The sequence below is a fragment of the Burkholderia cepacia genome, from assembly GCF_029962485.1.
Lineage (GTDB): Bacteria > Pseudomonadota > Gammaproteobacteria > Burkholderiales > Burkholderiaceae > Burkholderia.
The window spans coordinates 390,450-408,522 of record NZ_CP073637.1; the positions used below are offsets into that span (position 1 = coordinate 390,450).

The 18,073-nt window shown below is 65.2% G+C and carries 23 protein-coding genes; 22 read left to right on the top strand and 1 reads right to left on the bottom strand.

Going from position 1 to position 18,073, the window contains the following annotated elements:
- Nucleotides 1-9 precede the first annotated feature (9 nt).
- The 17 genes from KEC55_RS01785 (at nt 10) to tatC (ending at nt 12,188) form a co-directional block, all read left to right on the top strand.
- Nucleotides 10-249, top strand: coding sequence for a BolA family protein (locus KEC55_RS01785; protein ID WP_006477131.1), 240 nt, complete (start codon nt 10-12; stop codon nt 247-249).
- Between the two features lie 14 nt (nt 250-263).
- On the top strand, nt 264-1,613 hold the full coding sequence (murA, locus tag KEC55_RS01790) for a UDP-N-acetylglucosamine 1-carboxyvinyltransferase (RefSeq protein ID WP_176051086.1): 1,350 nt from the start codon (nt 264-266) through the stop codon (nt 1,611-1,613).
- Nucleotides 1,610-2,263 carry an ATP phosphoribosyltransferase gene (gene hisG, locus KEC55_RS01795; protein ID WP_012327780.1) on the top strand — a complete coding sequence of 218 codons (654 nt, stop codon included), beginning with the start codon at nt 1,610-1,612 and terminating at the stop codon, nt 2,261-2,263. The genes murA and hisG overlap by 4 nt, the downstream gene beginning before the upstream one ends.
- Nucleotides 2,264-2,287: 24 nt before the next feature.
- Nucleotides 2,288-3,604 carry a histidinol dehydrogenase gene (gene hisD, locus KEC55_RS01800; RefSeq protein ID WP_282506481.1) on the top strand — a complete coding sequence of 439 codons (1,317 nt, stop codon included), beginning with the start codon at nt 2,288-2,290 and terminating at the stop codon, nt 3,602-3,604.
- Nucleotides 3,605-3,704: 100 nt separating this feature from the next.
- Nucleotides 3,705-4,781 (top strand): histidinol-phosphate transaminase, encoded by a 1,077-nt coding sequence (gene hisC, locus KEC55_RS01805; RefSeq protein WP_282506482.1) that lies wholly within the window; start codon nt 3,705-3,707, stop codon nt 4,779-4,781.
- Between the two features lie 65 nt (nt 4,782-4,846).
- Complete coding sequence (gene hisB / locus KEC55_RS01810) at nt 4,847-5,434, top strand: imidazoleglycerol-phosphate dehydratase HisB (protein ID WP_059232569.1); 588 nt, start codon at nt 4,847-4,849, stop codon at nt 5,432-5,434.
- A 62-nt stretch (nt 5,435-5,496) separates the two neighbouring features.
- Complete coding sequence (locus KEC55_RS01815; RefSeq protein ID WP_282506483.1) at nt 5,497-6,117, top strand: YchE family NAAT transporter; 621 nt, start codon at nt 5,497-5,499, stop codon at nt 6,115-6,117.
- Nucleotides 6,114-6,755: an imidazole glycerol phosphate synthase subunit HisH gene (gene hisH / locus KEC55_RS01820; protein ID WP_124453409.1), complete on the top strand. Its 642-nt coding sequence runs from the start codon at nt 6,114-6,116 to the stop codon at nt 6,753-6,755. The genes KEC55_RS01815 and hisH overlap by 4 nt, the downstream gene beginning before the upstream one ends.
- 449 nt (nt 6,756-7,204) lie before the next feature.
- Entirely contained in the window at nt 7,205-7,960 is a 756-nt protein-coding gene (gene hisA, locus KEC55_RS01825; protein WP_282506485.1) for a 1-(5-phosphoribosyl)-5-[(5-phosphoribosylamino)methylideneamino]imidazole-4-carboxamide isomerase, read from the top strand.
- 105 nt (nt 7,961-8,065) lie between these two features.
- Nucleotides 8,066-8,839: an imidazole glycerol phosphate synthase subunit HisF gene (gene hisF / locus KEC55_RS01830; protein ID WP_011350732.1), complete on the top strand. Its 774-nt coding sequence runs from the start codon at nt 8,066-8,068 to the stop codon at nt 8,837-8,839.
- A complete protein-coding gene (gene hisI / locus KEC55_RS01835; RefSeq protein ID WP_011350733.1) occupies nt 8,839-9,255 on the top strand; it encodes a phosphoribosyl-AMP cyclohydrolase in 417 nt (138 codons plus the stop codon). The genes hisF and hisI overlap by 1 nt, the downstream gene beginning before the upstream one ends.
- Nucleotides 9,252-9,617 (top strand): phosphoribosyl-ATP diphosphatase, encoded by a 366-nt coding sequence (locus KEC55_RS01840; RefSeq protein ID WP_034189812.1) that lies wholly within the window; start codon nt 9,252-9,254, stop codon nt 9,615-9,617. The genes hisI and KEC55_RS01840 overlap by 4 nt, the downstream gene beginning before the upstream one ends.
- A 71-nt stretch (nt 9,618-9,688) precedes the next feature.
- Entirely contained in the window at nt 9,689-10,081 is a 393-nt protein-coding gene (locus KEC55_RS01845; protein ID WP_059236499.1) for a DUF4870 family protein, read from the top strand.
- Nucleotides 10,082-10,112: 31 nt separating this feature from the next.
- Nucleotides 10,113-10,478, top strand: a complete 366-nt coding sequence (locus KEC55_RS01850; protein ID WP_282506489.1) for a histidine triad nucleotide-binding protein — start codon at nt 10,113-10,115, stop codon at nt 10,476-10,478.
- A 92-nt stretch (nt 10,479-10,570) separates the two neighbouring features.
- On the top strand, nt 10,571-10,801 hold the full coding sequence (gene tatA, locus KEC55_RS01855; RefSeq protein ID WP_059232563.1) for a Sec-independent protein translocase subunit TatA: 231 nt from the start codon (nt 10,571-10,573) through the stop codon (nt 10,799-10,801).
- 26 nt (nt 10,802-10,827) lie between these two features.
- Nucleotides 10,828-11,358 (top strand): Sec-independent protein translocase protein TatB, encoded by a 531-nt coding sequence (gene tatB / locus KEC55_RS01860; protein ID WP_282506491.1) that lies wholly within the window; start codon nt 10,828-10,830, stop codon nt 11,356-11,358.
- A 41-nt stretch (nt 11,359-11,399) separates the two neighbouring features.
- Entirely contained in the window at nt 11,400-12,188 is a 789-nt protein-coding gene (tatC, locus tag KEC55_RS01865) for a twin-arginine translocase subunit TatC (protein ID WP_282506492.1), read from the top strand.
- Nucleotides 12,189-12,394: 206 nt separating this feature from the next.
- On the opposite strand, the gene KEC55_RS01870 is transcribed toward tatC, so the two are convergent.
- Entirely contained in the window at nt 12,395-13,600 is a 1,206-nt protein-coding gene (locus tag KEC55_RS01870) for a Do family serine endopeptidase (protein WP_282506493.1), read from the bottom strand.
- Nucleotides 13,601-13,621: 21 nt separating this feature from the next.
- Between KEC55_RS01870 and KEC55_RS01875 the strand changes: the two genes are divergently transcribed.
- From KEC55_RS01875 to KEC55_RS01895, 5 genes are all read left to right on the top strand, one after another.
- On the top strand, nt 13,622-14,368 hold the full coding sequence (locus KEC55_RS01875; RefSeq protein ID WP_282506494.1) for a Nif3-like dinuclear metal center hexameric protein: 747 nt from the start codon (nt 13,622-13,624) through the stop codon (nt 14,366-14,368).
- Between the two features lie 218 nt (nt 14,369-14,586).
- Nucleotides 14,587-15,207: a ubiquinol-cytochrome c reductase iron-sulfur subunit gene (gene petA / locus KEC55_RS01880; protein WP_021161845.1), complete on the top strand. Its 621-nt coding sequence runs from the start codon at nt 14,587-14,589 to the stop codon at nt 15,205-15,207.
- Complete coding sequence (locus KEC55_RS01885; protein ID WP_282506497.1) at nt 15,204-16,586, top strand: cytochrome b; 1,383 nt, start codon at nt 15,204-15,206, stop codon at nt 16,584-16,586. The genes petA and KEC55_RS01885 overlap by 4 nt, the downstream gene beginning before the upstream one ends.
- Nucleotides 16,587-16,607: 21 nt before the next feature.
- Complete coding sequence (locus KEC55_RS01890; RefSeq protein WP_176051077.1) at nt 16,608-17,366, top strand: cytochrome c1; 759 nt, start codon at nt 16,608-16,610, stop codon at nt 17,364-17,366.
- Nucleotides 17,367-17,460: 94 nt separating this feature from the next.
- On the top strand, nt 17,461-18,072 hold the full coding sequence (locus tag KEC55_RS01895; RefSeq protein WP_006400565.1) for a glutathione S-transferase N-terminal domain-containing protein: 612 nt from the start codon (nt 17,461-17,463) through the stop codon (nt 18,070-18,072).
- Nucleotide 18,073: the final 1 nt, after the last annotated feature.

Sequence of the window (18,073 nt, forward strand, 5' to 3'; positions counted from 1 at the left end):
CCTTACACCATGTTGCCGACTCCCGAACAGGTCAAGCAATACATCGCCGGCGGTCTCGCCTGCACGCATCTGGAAGTCGAAGGCGACGGCCAGCATTTCTTCGCGACGATCGTGTCGGCGGCCTTCGAAGGCAAGCGTCCGATCCAGCGGCACCAGCTCGTCTATGCGGCGCTCGGCGATCGCATGAAGCAGGAAATTCACGCACTCAGCATGAAGACGCTGACGCCCGCCGAATGGCAGAACGCATAACCGGAAATCACTGAGTGCAAGTCACCGTCAACGAGCGCGACGCCGTCCAGAGCGTCGCCACGGCACACCCGGCCGCCAACGGGGAATCGCAGGGACAGGGGATGGACAAGCTCGTGATCGAAGGCGGCAAGCGCCTGTCCGGCGAGATCGTCGTGTCGGGCGCGAAGAACGCCGCGCTGCCGATCCTGTGCGCGGGGCTGCTCACCGCCGACCCGGTCGACCTCGACAACGTGCCGAACCTGAAGGACGTGCGCACCACGCTGAAGGTGCTGAACCAGATGGGCGTGAAGAGCGAGACCGACGGCTGCCGCGTGCAGCTCGACGCGTCGCGCGTCGACAACCTCGTCGCGCCGTACGAGCTCGTGAAGACGATGCGTGCGTCGATCCTCGTGCTCGGGCCGCTGCTCGCGCGCTTCGGCGAGGCGAAGGTGTCGCTGCCGGGCGGCTGCGCGATCGGCGCGCGTCCGGTCGACCAGCACATCAAGGGCCTGCAGGCGATGGGCGCCGAGATCAGCATCGAGCACGGCTTCATCGAAGCACGCGCGAAGCGCCTGAAGGGCGCGCGCATCGTGACCGACATGATCACGGTGACGGGCACGGAAAACCTGCTGATGGCCGCGACGCTCGCGGACGGCGAGACGGTGATCGAAAACGCGGCACGTGAACCGGAAGTGAGCGATCTCGCACACTTGCTGGTCGCGATGGGCGCGAAAATCGACGGCATCGGCACCGATCGCCTCGTGATCCAGGGCGTCGAGCGGCTGCACGGTGCACGCCATTCGGTGATCCCCGACCGCATCGAGGCCGGCACGTTCCTGTGCGCGGTCGCGGCGGCCGGCGGCGACGTGATGCTGACGGGCGTGCGCCCGCACATCCTCGACGCGGTGATCGACAAGCTGCGCGAAGCCGGCGTGTCGATCGAGGAAGGCGACAGCTGGCTGCGCGTGAAGATGGATCGCCGGCCGTCCGCGGTCACGATCCGCACGTCGGAATACCCGGCGTTCCCGACCGACATGCAGGCGCAGTTCATGGCCCTCAATACGGTCGCGACGGGCACCGCGCAAGTCGTCGAAACCATTTTCGAGAACCGCTTCATGCACGTGCAGGAGCTGAACCGGCTCGGCGCGCACATTACGATCGACGGCAATACCGCGCTCGTGACGGGTGTCGAGAAGCTGTCGGGCGCGAACGTGATGGCGACCGATCTGCGTGCCTCGGCGAGCCTCGTGATCGCCGGGCTGCGCGCCGAAGGCGAAACGCTCGTTGACCGCATCTATCACCTGGACCGCGGCTACGACCGCATGGAAGCCAAACTGACCGCCGTCGGCGCGAACGTGCGCCGCCTTTCCGGGAGCCAAGCATGACCGCGCCGCTGACCCTCGCCCTGTCGAAGGGCCGGATTTTCGAGGAAACCCTGCCGCTGCTGGCCGCCGCCGGCGTGCAGGTGACCGAGGATCCGGAAACGTCGCGCAAGCTGATCCTGCCGACGACGAACCCGGACCTGCGCGTGATCATCGTGCGCGCGAGCGACGTGCCGACCTATGTCGAATACGGCGCGGCCGATTTCGGCGTGGCCGGCAAGGACGTGCTGGTCGAGCACGGCGGCTCGGGCCTGTACCAGCCAATCGATCTGAACATTGCACGCTGCCGGATGTCGGTGGCCGTGTCGGCCGGCTTCGACTATGCGAGCGCCGTGCGCCAGGGCGCGCGGCTGCGCGTCGCGACGAAGTACGTCGAAACGGCGCGCGAACACTTTGCCGCGAAGGGCGTGCACGTCGACCTGATCAAGCTGTACGGCTCGATGGAGCTGGCGCCGCTGGTCGGGCTGGCCGATGCGATTGTCGACCTCGTCAGCTCGGGCGGCACGCTGAAGGCGAACAATCTGGTCGAGGTCGAGGAGATCATGGCGATCTCGTCGCGCCTCGTCGTGAACCAGGCTGCGCTGAAGTTGAAGCGCGCGGCGCTCAAGCCGATCCTCGACGCGTTCGAACGCGCGTCGCAGAATGGCGGTTGAGCGCATCACCGTAACGGAACTCCCATGTCCATCACCATCCGCAAGCTCGATTCGACAAGCGAAGGCTTCGGCGCCGCACTGCGTGCGTTGCTCGCGTTCGAGGCGAGCGAAGACGAGGCGATCGAGCAATCGGTCGCGCAGATCCTCGCCGACGTGAAGTCGCGCGGCGACGCCGCGGTGCTCGAGTACACGAACCGCTTCGACCGGCTGAGCGCGAACAGCGTCGCCGCGCTCGAACTGCCGCAGGACGCGCTGCAGACGGCGCTCGACGGTCTCGCACCGAAGGCGCGCGCGGCGCTGGAAGCGGCCGCGGCGCGTGTGCGCGCATACCACGAGAAGCAGAAGATCGAGTGCGGCACGCATAGCTGGCAGTACACGGAAGCGGACGGCACGGTGCTCGGCCAGAAGGTCACGCCGCTCGACCGCGTCGGCCTGTACGTGCCGGGCGGCAAGGCCGCGTATCCGTCGTCGGTGCTGATGAACGCGATTCCCGCGCGCGTCGCGGGGGTCGGCGAGATCGTGATGGTCGTGCCGACGCCGGACGGGGTGAAGAACGACCTCGTGCTGGCCGCGGCACTGCTCGGCGGCGTCGATCGCGTGTTCACGATCGGCGGCGCGCAGGCGGTGGGCGCGCTCGCATACGGCACGGCGACGGTGCCGGCCGTCGACAAGATCTGCGGCCCGGGCAATGCATACGTCGCGTCGGCGAAGCGCCGCGTGTTCGGCACGGTCGGCATCGACATGATCGCGGGGCCGTCGGAAATCCTCGTGCTGTGCGACGGCACGACCGATCCGAACTGGGTCGCGATGGACCTGTTCTCGCAGGCCGAGCACGACGAGCTCGCGCAGTCGATCCTGCTGTGCCCGGACGGCGCGTTCCTCGACCGCGTCGAGAAGGCGATCGCCGAGCTGCTGCCGTCGATGCCGCGCCGGGACGTGATCCGCGCATCGCTCGAAGGGCGCGGCGCGCTGATCAAGGTGCGCGACATGGCCGAAGCGTGCCGGATCGCGAACGACATCGCGCCGGAACACCTGGAAATCTCGGCGCTGGAGCCGCAGCAATGGGGCCAGCAGATCCGCCACGCGGGTGCGATCTTCCTCGGCCGCTACACGAGCGAAAGCCTCGGCGACTACTGTGCGGGCCCGAACCACGTGCTGCCGACGTCGCGCACCGCGCGCTTCTCGTCGCCGCTCGGCGTGTACGACTTCATCAAGCGTTCGAGCCTGATCGAAGTCAGCGCGGAAGGCGCACAGACGCTCGGCGAGATCGCTTCCGAACTCGCGTACGGCGAAGGGCTGCAGGCGCACGCGAAGAGCGCCGAGTTCCGGATGAAGGGCTGACCACGCACTGTGCGGGGCCGGGGCGGGAGACGAGTGCAGGGCGGCAGCCGCCGCCTTGCCGACCATTTGATGCCGGCGCGACGCACGCCGGCTTGAGACCATGACGACGCCACAAGACATCATCCGCCGCGACGTGCTCGCGATGACGAGCTACCCGGTGCCCGACGCGAGCGGGTTCGTGAAGCTCGACGCGATGGAGAACCCGTATCCGCTGCCCGAACCGCTCGCCGCGGCGCTCGGCGAGCGTCTCGCGCAGGTCGCGCTGAACCGCTATCCGGCGCCGCGCCCGGCCGCGCTGCTCGACAAGCTGCGCCACGCGATGGGCGTGCCGGCCGGTTGCGAAGTGCTGCTCGGCAACGGTTCCGACGAAATCATCAGCATGATCTCGGTCGCGTGCGCGCAGCCGGGCGCGAAGGTGCTTGCGCCGGTACCGGGCTTCGTGATGTACGAGCTGTCGGCGAAGCTGGCGCAGCTCGAATTCGTCGGCGTGCCGCTGAAGGCCGACCTGACGCTCGACGTCGACGCGATGCTCGCGGCGATCGCCGAGCACCGGCCCGCGATCGTCTATCTCGCGTACCCGAACAACCCGACCGGCACGCTGTACGACGATGCCGACGTCGAGCGGATCATCGCCGCCGCGCGGCACAGCCTGATCGTGATCGACGAGGCGTACCAGCCGTTCGCCGAGCGTTCGTGGCTGCCGCGCGCCGCCGAGTTCGACAACATCGTGGTGATGCGCACGGTGTCGAAGCTCGGCCTCGCGGGCATCCGCCTCGGCTATCTCGTCGGGCGGCACGCGTGGCTGACCGAATTCGACAAGGTGCGCCCGCCGTACAACATCAACGTGCTGCTGACCCAGGCGACCGCCGATTTCCTGCTCGACCACCTCGACGTGCTCGATGCGCAGGCGGCCGAGCTGCGGGCGGAACGCACGCGTCTCGCGCAGGCCGTGGCCGCGCTGCCGGGCGCGACGGTGTTCCCGAGCGCCGGCAATTTCCTGCTGGTGCGCGTGCCGGATGCGGCTGCCGTGTTCGATGCGCTGCTCACCGAGCGGGTGCTGGTCAAAAACGTGAGTAAAATGCATCCATTGCTGGCCGAATGCGTGCGGCTGACCGTCGGTTCTCCCGACGAAAACGCCCGCCTGCTGGCCGCCTTGAAACTCGCGCTGCCCGGTTGAGCCCAGGGCGCGGCGGCGCGCGACGATCAATCCCCATTTACTTCAGACTCAATCAAGGAATTGCCATGCGTGTGGCGGAAGTCGTTCGCAATACCAGCGAAACGCAGATCCGTGTGAAGCTCGATCTCGACGGCACCGGCCAGCAGAAGCTGGCCACCGGCGTGCCGTTTCTCGACCATATGCTCGACCAGATCGCGCGACACGGTCTGTTCGATCTCGAGGTCGAAGCGCATGGCGACACGCATATCGACGACCACCACACGGTCGAGGATGTCGGCATCACGCTCGGTCAGGCGGTCGCGAAGGCGATTGGTGACCGCAAGGGCATCCGCCGCTACGGCCATTCGTACGTGCCGCTCGACGAGGCGCTGTCGCGCGTCGTGATCGACTTCTCGGGCCGTCCGGGCCTCGAATTCCACGTGCCGTTCACGCGTGCGCGGATCGGCACGTTCGACGTCGACCTGTCGATCGAGTTCTTCCGCGGTTTCGTGAACCACGCCGGTGTCACGCTGCACATCGACAACCTGCGCGGGATCAATGCGCACCATCAGCTCGAGACGGTGTTCAAGGCCTTCGGCCGTGCGCTGCGCGCGGCGGTGGAGCTCGACGAGCGTGCGGCGGGGCAGATTCCGTCGACGAAAGGCAGCCTCTGATCGTCCGGATGGACGGACGCTAAGGACAACCTCACGGCTTCGGCGCGCGGCGCCGGCTTGCGATGGATCTGCTCAAATCGTTCATTTCGTTGCTGGCGCTGATCAATCCGGTCGGCGCGGTGCCGTTCTTCCTGAGCCTGACGGCGCAGCAGACGGACGACGAGCGGCGCCGCACGATCCGGATCGCCTCGGTGTCGGTGTTCTGCGTGATGACGGTGACCGCGCTGCTCGGGCAGCAGATCATCAACTTCTTCGGCATTTCGGTCGGGTCGCTCGAAGTGGGCGGCGGGATCATCATGCTGCTGATGGCGATCAACATGCTGAACGCGCAGATCGGCAACACGCGATCGACGCCGGAGGAGCGCGACGAGGCCGAGCTGAAAAACAACATCGCGGTCGTGCCGCTGGCGATTCCGCTGCTCACGGGCCCCGGCTCGATCAGCACGGTGATCATCTATGCGGCGAACGCGCGTCACTGGTATGACCGGGTCGGGCTGGTTGCGATCGGCGCGGTCCTGGCTTTTCTGTGTTTCGTCGCGATGCGGCTCGCCGAGCCGATCGCGAACTGGATCGGCCGCACGGGCATCAACATCGCCACGCGGCTGATGGGTCTGATGCTGTCGGCGCTGGCGGTGGAATTCATCGTCAATGGACTGAGGGCGCTACTGCCTGCACTGAGATGAAAACTTCGATTGCGATTGTGGATTATGGGATGGGCAACCTGCGCTCGGTCGCGCAGGCGCTCAAGAAGGCCGAACCGGCCGCCGACGTGGCGATCGTCGACACGCCGGCCGCGATTCGCGCGGCCGACCGCGTCGTGCTGCCCGGCCAGGGCGCGATGCCCGACTGCATGCGCTGCCTCGGCGAATCGGGCCTGCAGGAGGCCGTGATCGAGGCGTCGCGCACAAAGCCGCTGCTCGGCGTGTGCGTCGGCGAGCAGATGCTGTTCGACTGGAGCGCGGAAGGCGACACGAAGGGCCTCGGCCTGTTGCCCGGCAAGGTCGTGCGTTTCGAGCTCGGCGGTCGCGTGCAGGACGACGGCTCGCGCTTCAAGGTGCCGCAGATGGGCTGGAACCGCGTGCGCCAGTCGCAGCCGCACCCGCTGTGGGACGGCGTGCCCGACGACGCGTATTTCTACTTCGTACACAGCTATTACGTGACGCCGGACAACCCGGCGCATACGGTCGGCGAAACGGCATACGGCGCGCCGTTTACGTCCGCGGTCGCGCGGGATAACCTCTTCGCGACCCAATTCCACCCCGAGAAAAGCGCGGAGGTCGGTTTGCGTCTGTATCGCAACTTCGTACACTGGAAACCGTGAACGTCGCGTGCGTGCCACAGTCTGCGGGCCGGAGAGGCCCGTCTTACGGGGCTTGCGCGAGGGCCTGTTCCCGCCAATAACGGGCTTGCGCTGGCCGCCAGAAGGGCCGAGCGCAAGGATTGCGACGAAGCGAATACTCGACGTATTCGCGAGGAGTATGACGCGGCGATCGGCCCTTCTGGCGGCCAGCCCCAAGAAGGATTTTGTTGAATTACGGGAACGTGCCTTGCCGGCCGTATTGCGGCGTCGATCGTCGCTTGTTTGGCTCGGCCAAACGGCGCTCCTCACTCCTTGCACTACGACCGGCAAGGCACGTTCGCAAGCCCGTTATTGGCGGGAACAGGCCCTAAGCGCCGAAAGAGTTGTACTAAACTAGCGAGACGGCGCGGTACCGGATTGGCCGGTACGCGCCGGATTCTTTTCATTTTCCACGACGATACCCGATTGCTATGTTGCTGATTCCGGCCATCGATCTCAAAGACGGTCAGTGTGTGCGCCTCAAACAGGGCGATATGGACCAGGCCACGATTTTTTCCGAGGACCCGGCGGCGATGGCCCGCAAGTGGGTCGATCTCGGCGCCCGGCGGCTCCATCTGGTCGACCTGAACGGCGCATTCGCCGGCAAGCCGAAGAATCTCGAGGCGATCGAAGCGATCCTCGACGAAGTCGGCGATGAAATCCCCGTACAGCTCGGCGGCGGCATCCGCAGCCTCGAGACGATCGAGAAGTATCTCGATGCGGGCCTGTCCTACGTGATCATCGGCACGGCGGCCGTGAAGGATCCGGGCTTCCTGCAGGACGCGTGCACCGCGTTCGCCGGCAGCATCATCGTCGGGCTGGACGCGAAGGACGGCAAGGTCGCGACCGACGGCTGGAGCAAGCTGACCGGCCACGAAGTGATCGATCTCGCGAAGAAGTTCGAGGACTACGGCGTCGAATCGATCGTCTACACGGACATCGGCCGCGACGGGATGCTGCAGGGCATCAACATCGAGGCGACCGTGAAGCTCGCGCAGGCAGTCGGCATCCCGGTGATCGCCAGCGGCGGCCTGTCGAACCTCATGGACATCGAGAACCTGTGCGAAGTGGAAGAGCACGGCGTCGAAGGCGTGATCTGCGGCCGTGCGATCTACTCCGGCGATCTCGATTTCGCGGCCGCGCAAAAGCGCGCGGACGAACTGAACGGCGAACTCGACAACGCGTAACGCGGTTGTCCCGTTCGCCGGGGCTGCCTGCGGGCGGCCCCGACCGGAGGCCTCGCGCGAGGCTTCCGCAACCGGCCGTCCCATCGCGGCCTCTGGCGCACCATCATGGCTCTAGCTAAACGCATCATCCCCTGCCTGGACGTGACTGCCGGGCGTGTCGTCAAGGGCGTCAACTTCGTCGAGCTGCGCGACGCCGGCGACCCCGTCGAAATCGCCCGCCGCTACGACGACCAGGGCGCCGACGAACTGACCTTCCTCGACATCACCGCGACGTCCGACCAGCGCGACCTGATCCTGCCGATCATCGAAGCCGTTGCGTCGCAGGTCTTCATTCCGCTGACCGTCGGCGGCGGCGTGCGGGCCGTCGAGGACGTGCGGCGCCTGCTGAACGCGGGCGCGGACAAGGTCAGCATGAATTCGTCGGCGGTCGCGAACCCGCAGCTCGTGCGCGACGCGGCCGACAAGTACGGCTCGCAGTGCATCGTCGTCGCGATCGACGCGAAGCGCGTGTCGGCCGACGGCGAGACGCCGCGCTGGGAAGTCTTCACGCACGGCGGCCGCAAGAACACGGGCCTCGACGCGATCGAATGGGCACGCAAGATGGCCGAGCTCGGCGCGGGCGAGATCCTGCTCACGAGCATGGACCGCGACGGCACGAAGTCGGGCTTCGACCTCGCGCTCACGCGCGGCGTGTCGGACGCGGTGCCGGTGCCGGTGATTGCATCGGGCGGCGTCGGTTCGCTGCAGCATCTGGCCGACGGCATCAAGGACGGCCGCGCCGACGCGGTGCTGGCCGCGAGCATTTTCCACTACGGCGAGCACACGGTCGGCGAGGCGAAACGCTTCATGGCCGACCAGGGCATCCCGGTGAGGCTGTGATGAATACCGAAACGAATGCATTGCCCGCGTGGCTCGACAAGGTCCGCTGGGACGACAACGGCCTCGTGCCGGTGATCGCGCAGGAAGCGTCGACGAACGACGTGCTGATGTTTGCGTGGATGAACCGCGAGGCGCTGGCGAAGACGATCGAGACCCAGCGCGCGGTCTATTATTCGCGCTCGCGCAAGCGCCTGTGGTTCAAGGGCGAGGAGTCGGGCCACGTGCAGCACGTGCACGAGGTGCGGCTCGACTGCGACGAGGACGTCGTGCTGCTGAAGGTCGAGCAGGTGTCGGGCATCGCGTGCCACACCGGCCGGCATTCGTGCTTCTTCCAGAAATTCGAAGGCACCGTCGACAACGGCGACTGGGTCGCGGTCGAACCGGTGCTGAAAGATCCCGAACACATCTACAAATGACGCAATCGACCGAAGACACGCTGCTGCGCCTCGCGGCCGTGATCGATAGCCGCAAGGGCGGCGACCCCGATCAATCGTACGTATCGCGCCTGTTCCACAAGGGCGACGACGCGGTGCTGAAGAAGATCGGCGAAGAGGCGACGGAAGTCGTGCTGGCCGCGAAGGACGTGCGCCAGGGCGGCGCGCCGAGCGCGCTCGTCGGCGAGGTGGCCGACCTGTGGTTCCACTGCCTCGTGATGCTGTCGCACTTCGAGCTGAGCCCGGCCGACGTGATCGCCGAACTCGAGCGCCGCGAAGGACTGTCGGGCATCGAGGAAAAGGCGCTGCGCAAGCGCCGCGAGCGTGAGGAAAACGGCGGCTGACAGGCATCGTCCCGCCGCGGTGGCAACAGTACGGTAAGCTGTAAGAATTGTCATCTAACGGGGGTAGCATCATGAACGATACGTCGAACCAGTTTCCGACGCCTGCGGTGCCGGGGGCGGCGGATGCCGAACGCCTGAACGGGTTGCGCACGCTCACTCACGTGCTCTACGGCCTGTATGCGTTTCACTGGCTGACGGGTGGCGTCACGGGCATCATCGCGATCATCATCAACTACGTGAAGCGCGGCGATGTGGCCGGCACGCCGTATGCCGATCATTTCGAGTGGCAGATCCGTACGTTCTGGCGCGCGCTGATCGCGTACGTCATCGGGTTCGCACTGGCATTCGTCGTGATCGGATTTGCAGTGATGTTTGTCACATGGATCTGGACGCTGTACCGTATCATCAAGGGTTGGCTGTACCTGAACGACAACAAGACGCTCGATCCGCAGGCGTGGTTCTGACCGGCCGCGCACGGGTGTCTGCAGGAGCAACATGAGTCACGATCCGAATTGCCTGTTCTGCAAGATCGCGGCAGGCGAGATCCCGAGCACGAAGGTGCACGAGGACGATGAATTCGTCGCGTTCCGCGACATCCGCCCTGCGGCCGAGACGCACGTGCTCGTGATTCCGCGTCAGCACCTGCCGACGTTGTCGGCGGCGAGTGAGGGCGATGCGCCGATGCTCGGCCGGCTGATGCTGCTCGTCGCGCGCCTTGCCGACCAGCTCGGCGTCGCGTACACGGGCGGCGAAACCGGTTTCCGCACGGTCATCAATACGGGCCCGGGCGGCGGGCAGGAGGTCTACCACCTGCACGCGCATATCCTGGCCGGTCCGCGCCCCTGGCAGCGGATGGGTTGACGGCGCGGGGCGTTTCCCCGCATCGATAGTCGAAGCCGGCGTGTCGCCGGCGATTTGCGCCGCCCGGCGGCGTGGTTGAGGAGAGTTTCATCATGGGTGGATTGAGCATTTGGCACTGGCTGATCGTGCTGCTGATCGTCGCGCTGGTTTTCGGTACGAAGAAGCTGCGCAACATCGGCAACGATCTCGGCAGCGCCGTGAAGGGTTTCAAGGACGGCATGAAGGAAGGCGAAACGCCGGCCGACGCGCAGCAACTGCCGCGCACGGGCTCGGTCGACGTCAACGCGAAGGAAACGACGCGTTCCGATTCGAACAAGGCGTAACGCCGGCACGCTGACAGGCATTCGCGATGCTGGATCTCGGTCTTTCCAAGATGGCGCTGATCGGCGTCGTCGCGCTCGTGGTGCTCGGCCCCGAGCGCCTGCCGCGCGTCGCGCGTACGGCAGGCGCACTGTTCGGCCGTGCGCAGCGGTACATCAACGACGTGAAGGCCGAGGTCTCGCGTGAAATCGAACTCGACGCGTTGCGGACGATGAAGACCGATTTCGAATCGGCCGCGCGCAATGTCGAGACGACGATTCACGACAACCTTCGCGAGCACGAGAAGGACCTGAACGACACGTGGCATTCCGCGGTCGGCGGTCTCGACGAGGCTTCCGGTAACGCCGGTTCCTACGGTTCCGATGCGCCCGCGGCGCCGTCGTGGCGCGGCAGTTCGGCCGCGCTTGCGCCGAAGCGCCGCAACTGGCGCGTGAAGCAGGCGGCGACGCCTGTCTGGTACAAGCGCGCGACCACCCGCCGCACGCACGTGCAGTCGGGCGCCGCGCGTGTCGCGCGCCACCAGCCGGCCAGCCTGCGCCGGCCGACGCGCTTCTTCTGAGCCGAGCGCATGCTCGCTCGTCAATCCTACCGAGGGCCGGCGTGAGCGACCCCCAGCAGAACCCGGGCGACGCCCCGGAAGAAACCTTCATTTCCCATCTCGTCGAGCTTCGCGATCGCATCATTCGCGCGGGCCTGGCCGTGATCGTCGTGTTCCTCGGGCTCGTCTACTGGGCGCCCGACATCTTCCGGCTGCTCGCGCGGCCGCTGATGGAGAACCTGCCGAAGGACGGCAAGATGATCGTCACCGACGTCACCGGCTCGTTCTTCGTGCCGATGAAGGTCACGATGCTCGTCGCGCTCGTGATCGCGCTGCCGGTCGTGCTGTACCAGATCTGGGCGTTCGTCGCGCCGGGGCTGTATCAGCACGAGAAGAGGCTCGTCACGCCGCTCGTCGGCAGCAGCTATGTGCTGTTCCTGTGCGGGATGGCATTCGCGTACTTCCTCGTGTTCCCGACGATCTTCCGCGTGATGGCGCACTACAATGCGCCGCTCGGGGCCGAGATGACGACCGACATCGACAACTACCTGAGCTTCGTGCTCGGGATGTTCATCGCGTTCGGGGTCACGTTCGAGGTGCCGATCGTCGTCGTGCTGCTCGTCAGAATGGGCGTGCTTTCGCTGAAGAAGCTCAAGGAGATGCGGCCGTACGTGATTGTCGGCGCGTTCGTCGTCGCGGCGGTCGTCACGCCGCCGGACGTGTTCTCTCAACTGATGCTCGCGTTGCCGCTCATCGTGCTGTTCGAGATCGGGCTGCTGGCCGCGCGGTTCTTCGTGCCGAAGAAGCCGGCCGAAGAGGGCGAGACGGGGAACGGCGAAGCCACGAGTTGACGGCGGCGCGCAGGGTGGCGCGCTGGCCTTCCGGCCCGGCCTGGGCTGCTCGGTGGCGCAGCCGTCCGACAAGCGTGTAGCGCGGCCACCTTCCCGGCAAGACGGATAGATCGAAGCAAAGCAAAAGGGCAGCCAACCGGCTGCCCTTTTTCATTTCCATCGACGGCGCGGCGCGCGGTATTGCACCGCCCCCGCTCGTCGAAACCTCACTCGGTATCGCTGTCCTGCTCGTCGAGCGCCTGCTTCGGCGGCGGCGGGCGCTTGCCGATCACGACGTTCACGTCCAGCTCCTTGCCCTTGCGCACGACGTGCACCTTGGTCGACGTGCCGGGCTTGATCTGCGCGACGGTGTTCAGCAGCTTCGTCGTGTCGGTGATGTCCTCGCCGTTCACACTCACGAGGATATCGCCCGGCTTGATGCCGGCCTTGTCGGCCGGGCCACCCTGCAGTACGCCGGCGACGATCGCGCCCGATTTCTGCTGGAGCCCGAACGACTCGGCGATCTCCGGCGTGACGTCCTGCGGTTCGACACCGATCCAGCCGCGCGTGACCGAGCCCGTCGTGATGATGCTTTCGAGCACCGTGCGCGCGGTCGAGACGGGAATCGCGAAGCCGATGCCGAGCGAGCCGCCCGAGCGCGAATAGATCGCCGTGTTGATGCCGAGCAGGTTGCCGTTCACGTCGACCAGTGCGCCGCCCGAGTTGCCGGGGTTGATCGGCGCGTCGGTCTGGATGAAGTTCTCGAACGTGTTGATGCCGAGGTGATTGCGGCCGAGCGCGCTGATGATCCCCATCGTGACCGTCTGGCCGACGCCGAACGGGTTGCCGATCGCGAGCACGACGTCGCCGACGCGCGACTGGTCGGAGCGGCCGAGCGTGATCGTCGGCAGGCTCGTCATATTGATTTTCAGCACGGCGAGATCGGTCTCGGGATCGCTGCCGATCACCTTCGCGGTGGACGTGCGGCCGTCGGCGAGCGCGACTTCGATCTGGTCGGCGCCGTCCACGACGTGCTGGTTCGTTAGAATGTAACCTTCAGGGCTCACGATAACGCCCGAGCCGAGGTTGGCTGCCGGTTCGTCCTGCTGCTTGCGGGCGTTGCGGTCGCCGAAGAAGTAGCGGAACAGCGGATCTTTCGCGCGGGGGTCGGGCGGCAGCGAGCCGTCCTTGCTGGAGAACACGTTGACGACGGCCGGCATCGCCTTCTGCGCGGCTTCGGCGTACGACGTGGTCGCCGGTGCGCCGCCGATGCCCGGCGCGACTTCCCGCAGCGCAACGATCGGCGTGGCGAGCTGCTTGCCGAGCTGTCCTTGCCGTTGCAGCCATTGCGGCTTGAGCGTCACGACGATGAACATCAGCGCGAGCAGCACGGTAACCGCCTGCGCGAAGAACAGCCAGAAGCGTCTAAGCATCTGAATGGATTAGAGGTTTATATGGATCGGATCGAACTTGAATTGTACTTGAACAATACCCTTGAAACCGCGCGCTTCAAGGACTATTGCCCGAACGGCCTCCAGGTCGAGGGGCGCCGCAAGGTCGAGAAGATCGCCACCGGCGTCACCGCGTCGGTCGCGTTCCTCGAAGCCGCGCTCGAATGGGGGGCAGATGCCGTGCTCGTCCATCACGGCTATTTCTGGCGCAACGAGGCGCCGCAGATCACGGGCCGCAAGTACCAGCGCCTGAAGCTGCTGCTCAGGAACGACCTGAACCTGTTCGCGTTCCACCTGCCGCTCGACGCGCATCCCGAATTCGGCAACAACGCGCAGCTCGGCAACAAGCTCGGGCTGATCGGCGAGCAGCGTTTCGGCGAAGGTGACCTCGGCTGGATGGCGACGCTGCCGATGCCGGTCACGCTCGAGCACTTCGTCGCGAAGGTCGAGCGCACGCTAGGCCGTACGCCGCTCGTGCTGGGCGATCCGGAAATGCAGCTGCGCCGCATCGCGTGGTGCACGGGCGCCGCGCAGAGCTATTTCGACGCGGCGATCGACGCCGGCGCGGACGTGTACCTGACCGGCGAGGTCTCCGAATACGTGACGCACACGGCGGCCGAGAGCGGCGTCGCGTTCGTTGCGGCAGGGCACCATGCGACCGAACGTTACGGAATCCAGGCACTTGGCGCCCACTTGTCCGAAGAATTCGATATCGAACACCTTTTTATCGATATTCATAATCCGGTCTGAACCCCGGATTTGCGGCGGCGCATCGAAATTTCTCAATGTAGCGAATGCTTAAAAGTGAAATGATTTAATCGCTCCGATAGTGGGGGAAAACCCTTGACTATCAATCACTTCGAAGGGATTTTCATCTCCGGGCCTTGTAAATGGCGACTCCATTCGAGCAAACTAGCGGCGGAATGAAAAGTCGTGACGGAAAATCCAACTCAGAAGTGGGGCGTGTGATGCGAGACAAGGAAGAGAAACGCGTCGACAGCGGCCGCCGTACCTGGCTGATTGCGACATCCGTAGCAGGTGGCGTGGGAGGCGTAGCCACCGTTATACCTTTCGCGGCGTCGCTCGCGCCGTCCGCGAAAGCGAAAGCGGCCGGTGCACCGGTCGAGGTCGATATCAGCGGGCTCAAGCCCGGCGAGATGGTCACCGTGCCGTGGCGCGGCAAGCCCGTCTGGATCCTGAACCGCACCGATTCGATGCTGGCCGACGTGGTCAAGGCCGACAAGGAAGTGGCCGATCCGACCACCGAAAAGCCCTATACGATGCCGTTGCCCGCGTATTGCGCGAACGAATATCGCTCGCGGGCCGATCGCAAGAACATTCTCGTCGTGATGGCCGTCTGTACGCACCTCGGCTGTACGCCAAGCCAACGCTTCACGCCGGGTCCGCAGCCGAACCTGCCGGATGACTGGCCGGGCGGTTTCCTCTGCCCGTGTCACGGTTCGACCTACGACCTCGCCGGCCGTGTGTTCAAGAACAAACCGGCGCCTCAGAATCTCGACATCCCGCCCTACATGTTCACGTCGGCAACGACCCTCGTGATCGGCAAGGACGAGAAAGGAGAAGCGTGATGGCCGACAACAAGGAAGTCTCCACGACAGGTCTCACCGGCTGGATCGACCAGCGCTTCCCGCTCACGTCCACCTGGAAGAAGCACGTTTCCGAGTACTACGCGCCGAAGAACTTCAACTTCTGGTACTTCTTCGGCTCCCTCGCGCTGCTGGTGCTCGTCAACCAGATCGTCACGGGCATCTTCTTGACGATGAACTACAAGCCCGACTCGACGCTCGCGTTTGCGTCGGTCGAGTACATCATGCGCGAGGTGCCGTGGGGCTGGCTGATCCGCTACATGCACTCGACCGGTGCATCGATGTTCTTCGTGGTCGTCTACCTGCATATGTTCCGCGGGCTGCTGTACGGGTCGTACCGCAAGCCGCGCGAGCTCGTGTGGATCTTCGGCTGCGCGATCTTCCTGTGCCTGATGGCCGAGGCATTCTTCGGCTACCTGCTGCCGTGGGGCCAGATGTCGTTCTGGGGCGCGCAGGTGATCGTGAACCTGTTCTCGGCGATCCCGTTCGTCGGCCCGGACCTGTCGCTGTGGATTCGCGGCGACTACGTCGTGTCCGATGTCACGCTGAACCGCTTCTTCGCATTCCACGTGATCGCGATTCCGCTCGTGCTGGTCGGCCTCGTGGTCGCGCACCTCGTTGCACTGCACGAAGTGGGGTCAAATAACCCGGACGGCATCGAGATCAAGGCGAAGAAGGACGAGAACGGCATCCCGCTCGACGGCATCCCGTTCCATCCGTACTACTCGGTGCACGATTTCCTCGGCGTGTGCGTGTTCCTGATGATCTTCGCGCTGATCGTGTTCTTCTCGCCGGAGATGGGCGGCTACTTCCTCGAGGCGAACAACTTCGTCCCGGCGAACCCGCTGCAGACGCCGCCCGAGATCGCGCCGGTCTGGTACTTCACCGCGTTCTACGCGATGCTGCGCGCGACCACCGACCCGTTCAAGATCGTGCTGATGATCGTGATCGCGCTGCTCGGCGTGCTTGCGCTGATCCGCGCGCGCGGCAAGTGGAAGGCCGGGCTGCCGGTGCTGGCCGCGGCGATCGTCGTGTTCATGTACCTGACGGAGTCGAAGTTCTGGGGCGTCGTCGTGATGGGTTCGGCGGTGATCACGCTGTTCTTCCTGCCGTGGCTCGACCGCAGCCCGGTGAAGTCGATCCGCTACCGGCCGATGTTCCACAAGGTGTTCCTCGGGATCTTCGTCGCCGCGTTCCTGACCCTCGCGTTCCTCGGCACGCGGCCGCCATCGCCGGCGGCCACGCTGATCGCGCAGTGTTGCGCGCTGATCTACTTCGCGTTCTTCCTCGGCATGCCCGTCTGGACGCCGCTTGGCACGTTCAAGCAGCCGCCGGAGCGGGTGCGCTTCAAGCCCCATTAACGTGAGCGAGGAGAGAACGACATGAAGAAACTGCTTTCGACACTCGCACTGATCGGGGTGACCGCGTGTGCGCTGCTGGCGGCGCCGGCCGTGCGGGCGGAAGGTAATTTTCCGCTCGACCGGGCGCCCGATAACACGGAAAATCTCGTTTCGCTTCAGCACGGCGCGCAATTGTTTGTAAACTATTGCCTGAACTGCCACAGCGCGAACCTGATGCGCTACAACCGTCTGACGGATCTGGGCATATCCCAGAAGGAGATCGAAGCGAATCTCCTGTTCACGACCGACAAGGTCGGGAGCACGATGTCCGTCGCGATGCGGCCCGAAGACGCGAAGAACTGGCTCGGCACCACGCCGCCCGACCTGTCGGTCGAGGAGCGCGCGCGCGGCCGCGACTGGCTGTATACGTATCTGCGGAGTTTCTACCGCGACGATACGCGGCCGACCGGCTGGAACAACGCGGTGTTCGAGAACGTCGGCATGCCCCATGTGTTGTGGCAGCTGCAGGGGCAGCGCATTGCCAAATTCGAAGACAAGACGGACGAGGAGACGGGCGAGAAGGTCCACACGCTCGTCGGCTTCCAGCAGGTCACGCCGGGCACGCTCTCGTCGCCCGACTATGATGCTGCGGTTGCCGATCTGGTGGCCTATATGACATGGATGTCCGAGCCGGCCCAGCAGACCCGCAAACGCCTCGGCGTGTGGGTGCTGATCTTTCTCGGTGTCCTGACTTTCCTGGCCTGGCGGCTCAATGCCGCGTACTGGAAAGATATCAAGTAAACACGCCTGACCGGCGTGGGGCCGGCGCAAGGCGGAACCCGTGAAAGGGGTGCCGCCGCGTGCCGGCCCTCGGCTTTTTTGAGGAAACGCAAATATGATGGTTCTGTATTCCGGCACAACTTGCCCGTTCTCCCAGCGTTGCCGGCTGGTGCTGTTCGAGAAGGGCATGGACTTCGAAATCCGTGACGTCGACCTGTTCAACAAGCCGGAAGACATTTCGGTGATGAACCCGTACGGTCAGGTGCCGATCCTGGTCGAGCGCGACCTGATCCTGTACGAATCGAACATCATCAACGAGTACATCGACGAGCGCTTCCCGCATCCGCAGCTGATGCCGGCCGACCCGGTGCAACGCGCACGTGCACGCCTGTTCCTGCTCAACTTCGAGAAGGAACTGTTCGTCCACGTCAGCACGCTCGAGAACGAGAAGGGCAAGGCAGCGGAAAAGAATCACGAGAAGGCACGCCTCGCGATCCGCGATCGCCTGACGCAGCTCGCGCCGATCTTCGTGAAGAACAAGTACATGCTCGGCGAAGAGTTCTCGATGCTCGACGTCGCGATCGCTCCGCTGCTGTGGCGCCTGGATCACTACGGCATCGAGCTGTCGAAGAACGCTGCGCCGCTGATGAAGTACGCCGAACGGATCTTCAGCCGTCCGGCCTACATCGAAGCACTGACGCCGTCCGAAAAGGTCATGCGTCGTTGAT

Bases quoted from the DNA above. Each gene is read 5' to 3' on its own strand.
- hisC (WP_282506482.1), top strand. From the start codon at position 3,705: ATGACGACGCCACAAGACATCATCCGCCGCGACGTGCTCGCGATGACG.
- petA (WP_021161845.1), top strand. From the start codon at position 14,587: ATGCGAGACAAGGAAGAGAAACGCGTCGACAGCGGCCGCCGTACCTGG.
- hisB (WP_059232569.1), top strand. From the start codon at position 4,847: ATGCGTGTGGCGGAAGTCGTTCGCAATACCAGCGAAACGCAGATCCGT.
- hisG (WP_012327780.1), top strand. From the start codon at position 1,610: ATGACCGCGCCGCTGACCCTCGCCCTGTCGAAGGGCCGGATTTTCGAG.
- hisF (WP_011350732.1), top strand. From the start codon at position 8,066: ATGGCTCTAGCTAAACGCATCATCCCCTGCCTGGACGTGACTGCCGGG.
- KEC55_RS01785 (WP_006477131.1), top strand. From the start codon at position 10: ATGTTGCCGACTCCCGAACAGGTCAAGCAATACATCGCCGGCGGTCTC.
- KEC55_RS01870 (WP_282506493.1), bottom strand. From the start codon at position 13,600: ATGCTTAGACGCTTCTGGCTGTTCTTCGCGCAGGCGGTTACCGTGCTG.
- hisA (WP_282506485.1), top strand. From the start codon at position 7,205: ATGTTGCTGATTCCGGCCATCGATCTCAAAGACGGTCAGTGTGTGCGC.
- KEC55_RS01845 (WP_059236499.1), top strand. From the start codon at position 9,689: ATGAACGATACGTCGAACCAGTTTCCGACGCCTGCGGTGCCGGGGGCG.
- KEC55_RS01840 (WP_034189812.1), top strand. From the start codon at position 9,252: ATGACGCAATCGACCGAAGACACGCTGCTGCGCCTCGCGGCCGTGATC.
- KEC55_RS01895 (WP_006400565.1), top strand. From the start codon at position 17,461: ATGATGGTTCTGTATTCCGGCACAACTTGCCCGTTCTCCCAGCGTTGC.
- KEC55_RS01815 (WP_282506483.1), top strand. From the start codon at position 5,497: ATGGATCTGCTCAAATCGTTCATTTCGTTGCTGGCGCTGATCAATCCG.
- hisD (WP_282506481.1), top strand. From the start codon at position 2,288: ATGTCCATCACCATCCGCAAGCTCGATTCGACAAGCGAAGGCTTCGGC.
- KEC55_RS01875 (WP_282506494.1), top strand. From the start codon at position 13,622: ATGGATCGGATCGAACTTGAATTGTACTTGAACAATACCCTTGAAACC.
- tatB (WP_282506491.1), top strand. From the start codon at position 10,828: ATGCTGGATCTCGGTCTTTCCAAGATGGCGCTGATCGGCGTCGTCGCG.
- hisI (WP_011350733.1), top strand. From the start codon at position 8,839: ATGAATACCGAAACGAATGCATTGCCCGCGTGGCTCGACAAGGTCCGC.
- KEC55_RS01850 (WP_282506489.1), top strand. From the start codon at position 10,113: ATGAGTCACGATCCGAATTGCCTGTTCTGCAAGATCGCGGCAGGCGAG.
- KEC55_RS01890 (WP_176051077.1), top strand. From the start codon at position 16,608: ATGAAGAAACTGCTTTCGACACTCGCACTGATCGGGGTGACCGCGTGT.
- hisH (WP_124453409.1), top strand. From the start codon at position 6,114: ATGAAAACTTCGATTGCGATTGTGGATTATGGGATGGGCAACCTGCGC.
- tatA (WP_059232563.1), top strand. From the start codon at position 10,571: ATGGGTGGATTGAGCATTTGGCACTGGCTGATCGTGCTGCTGATCGTC.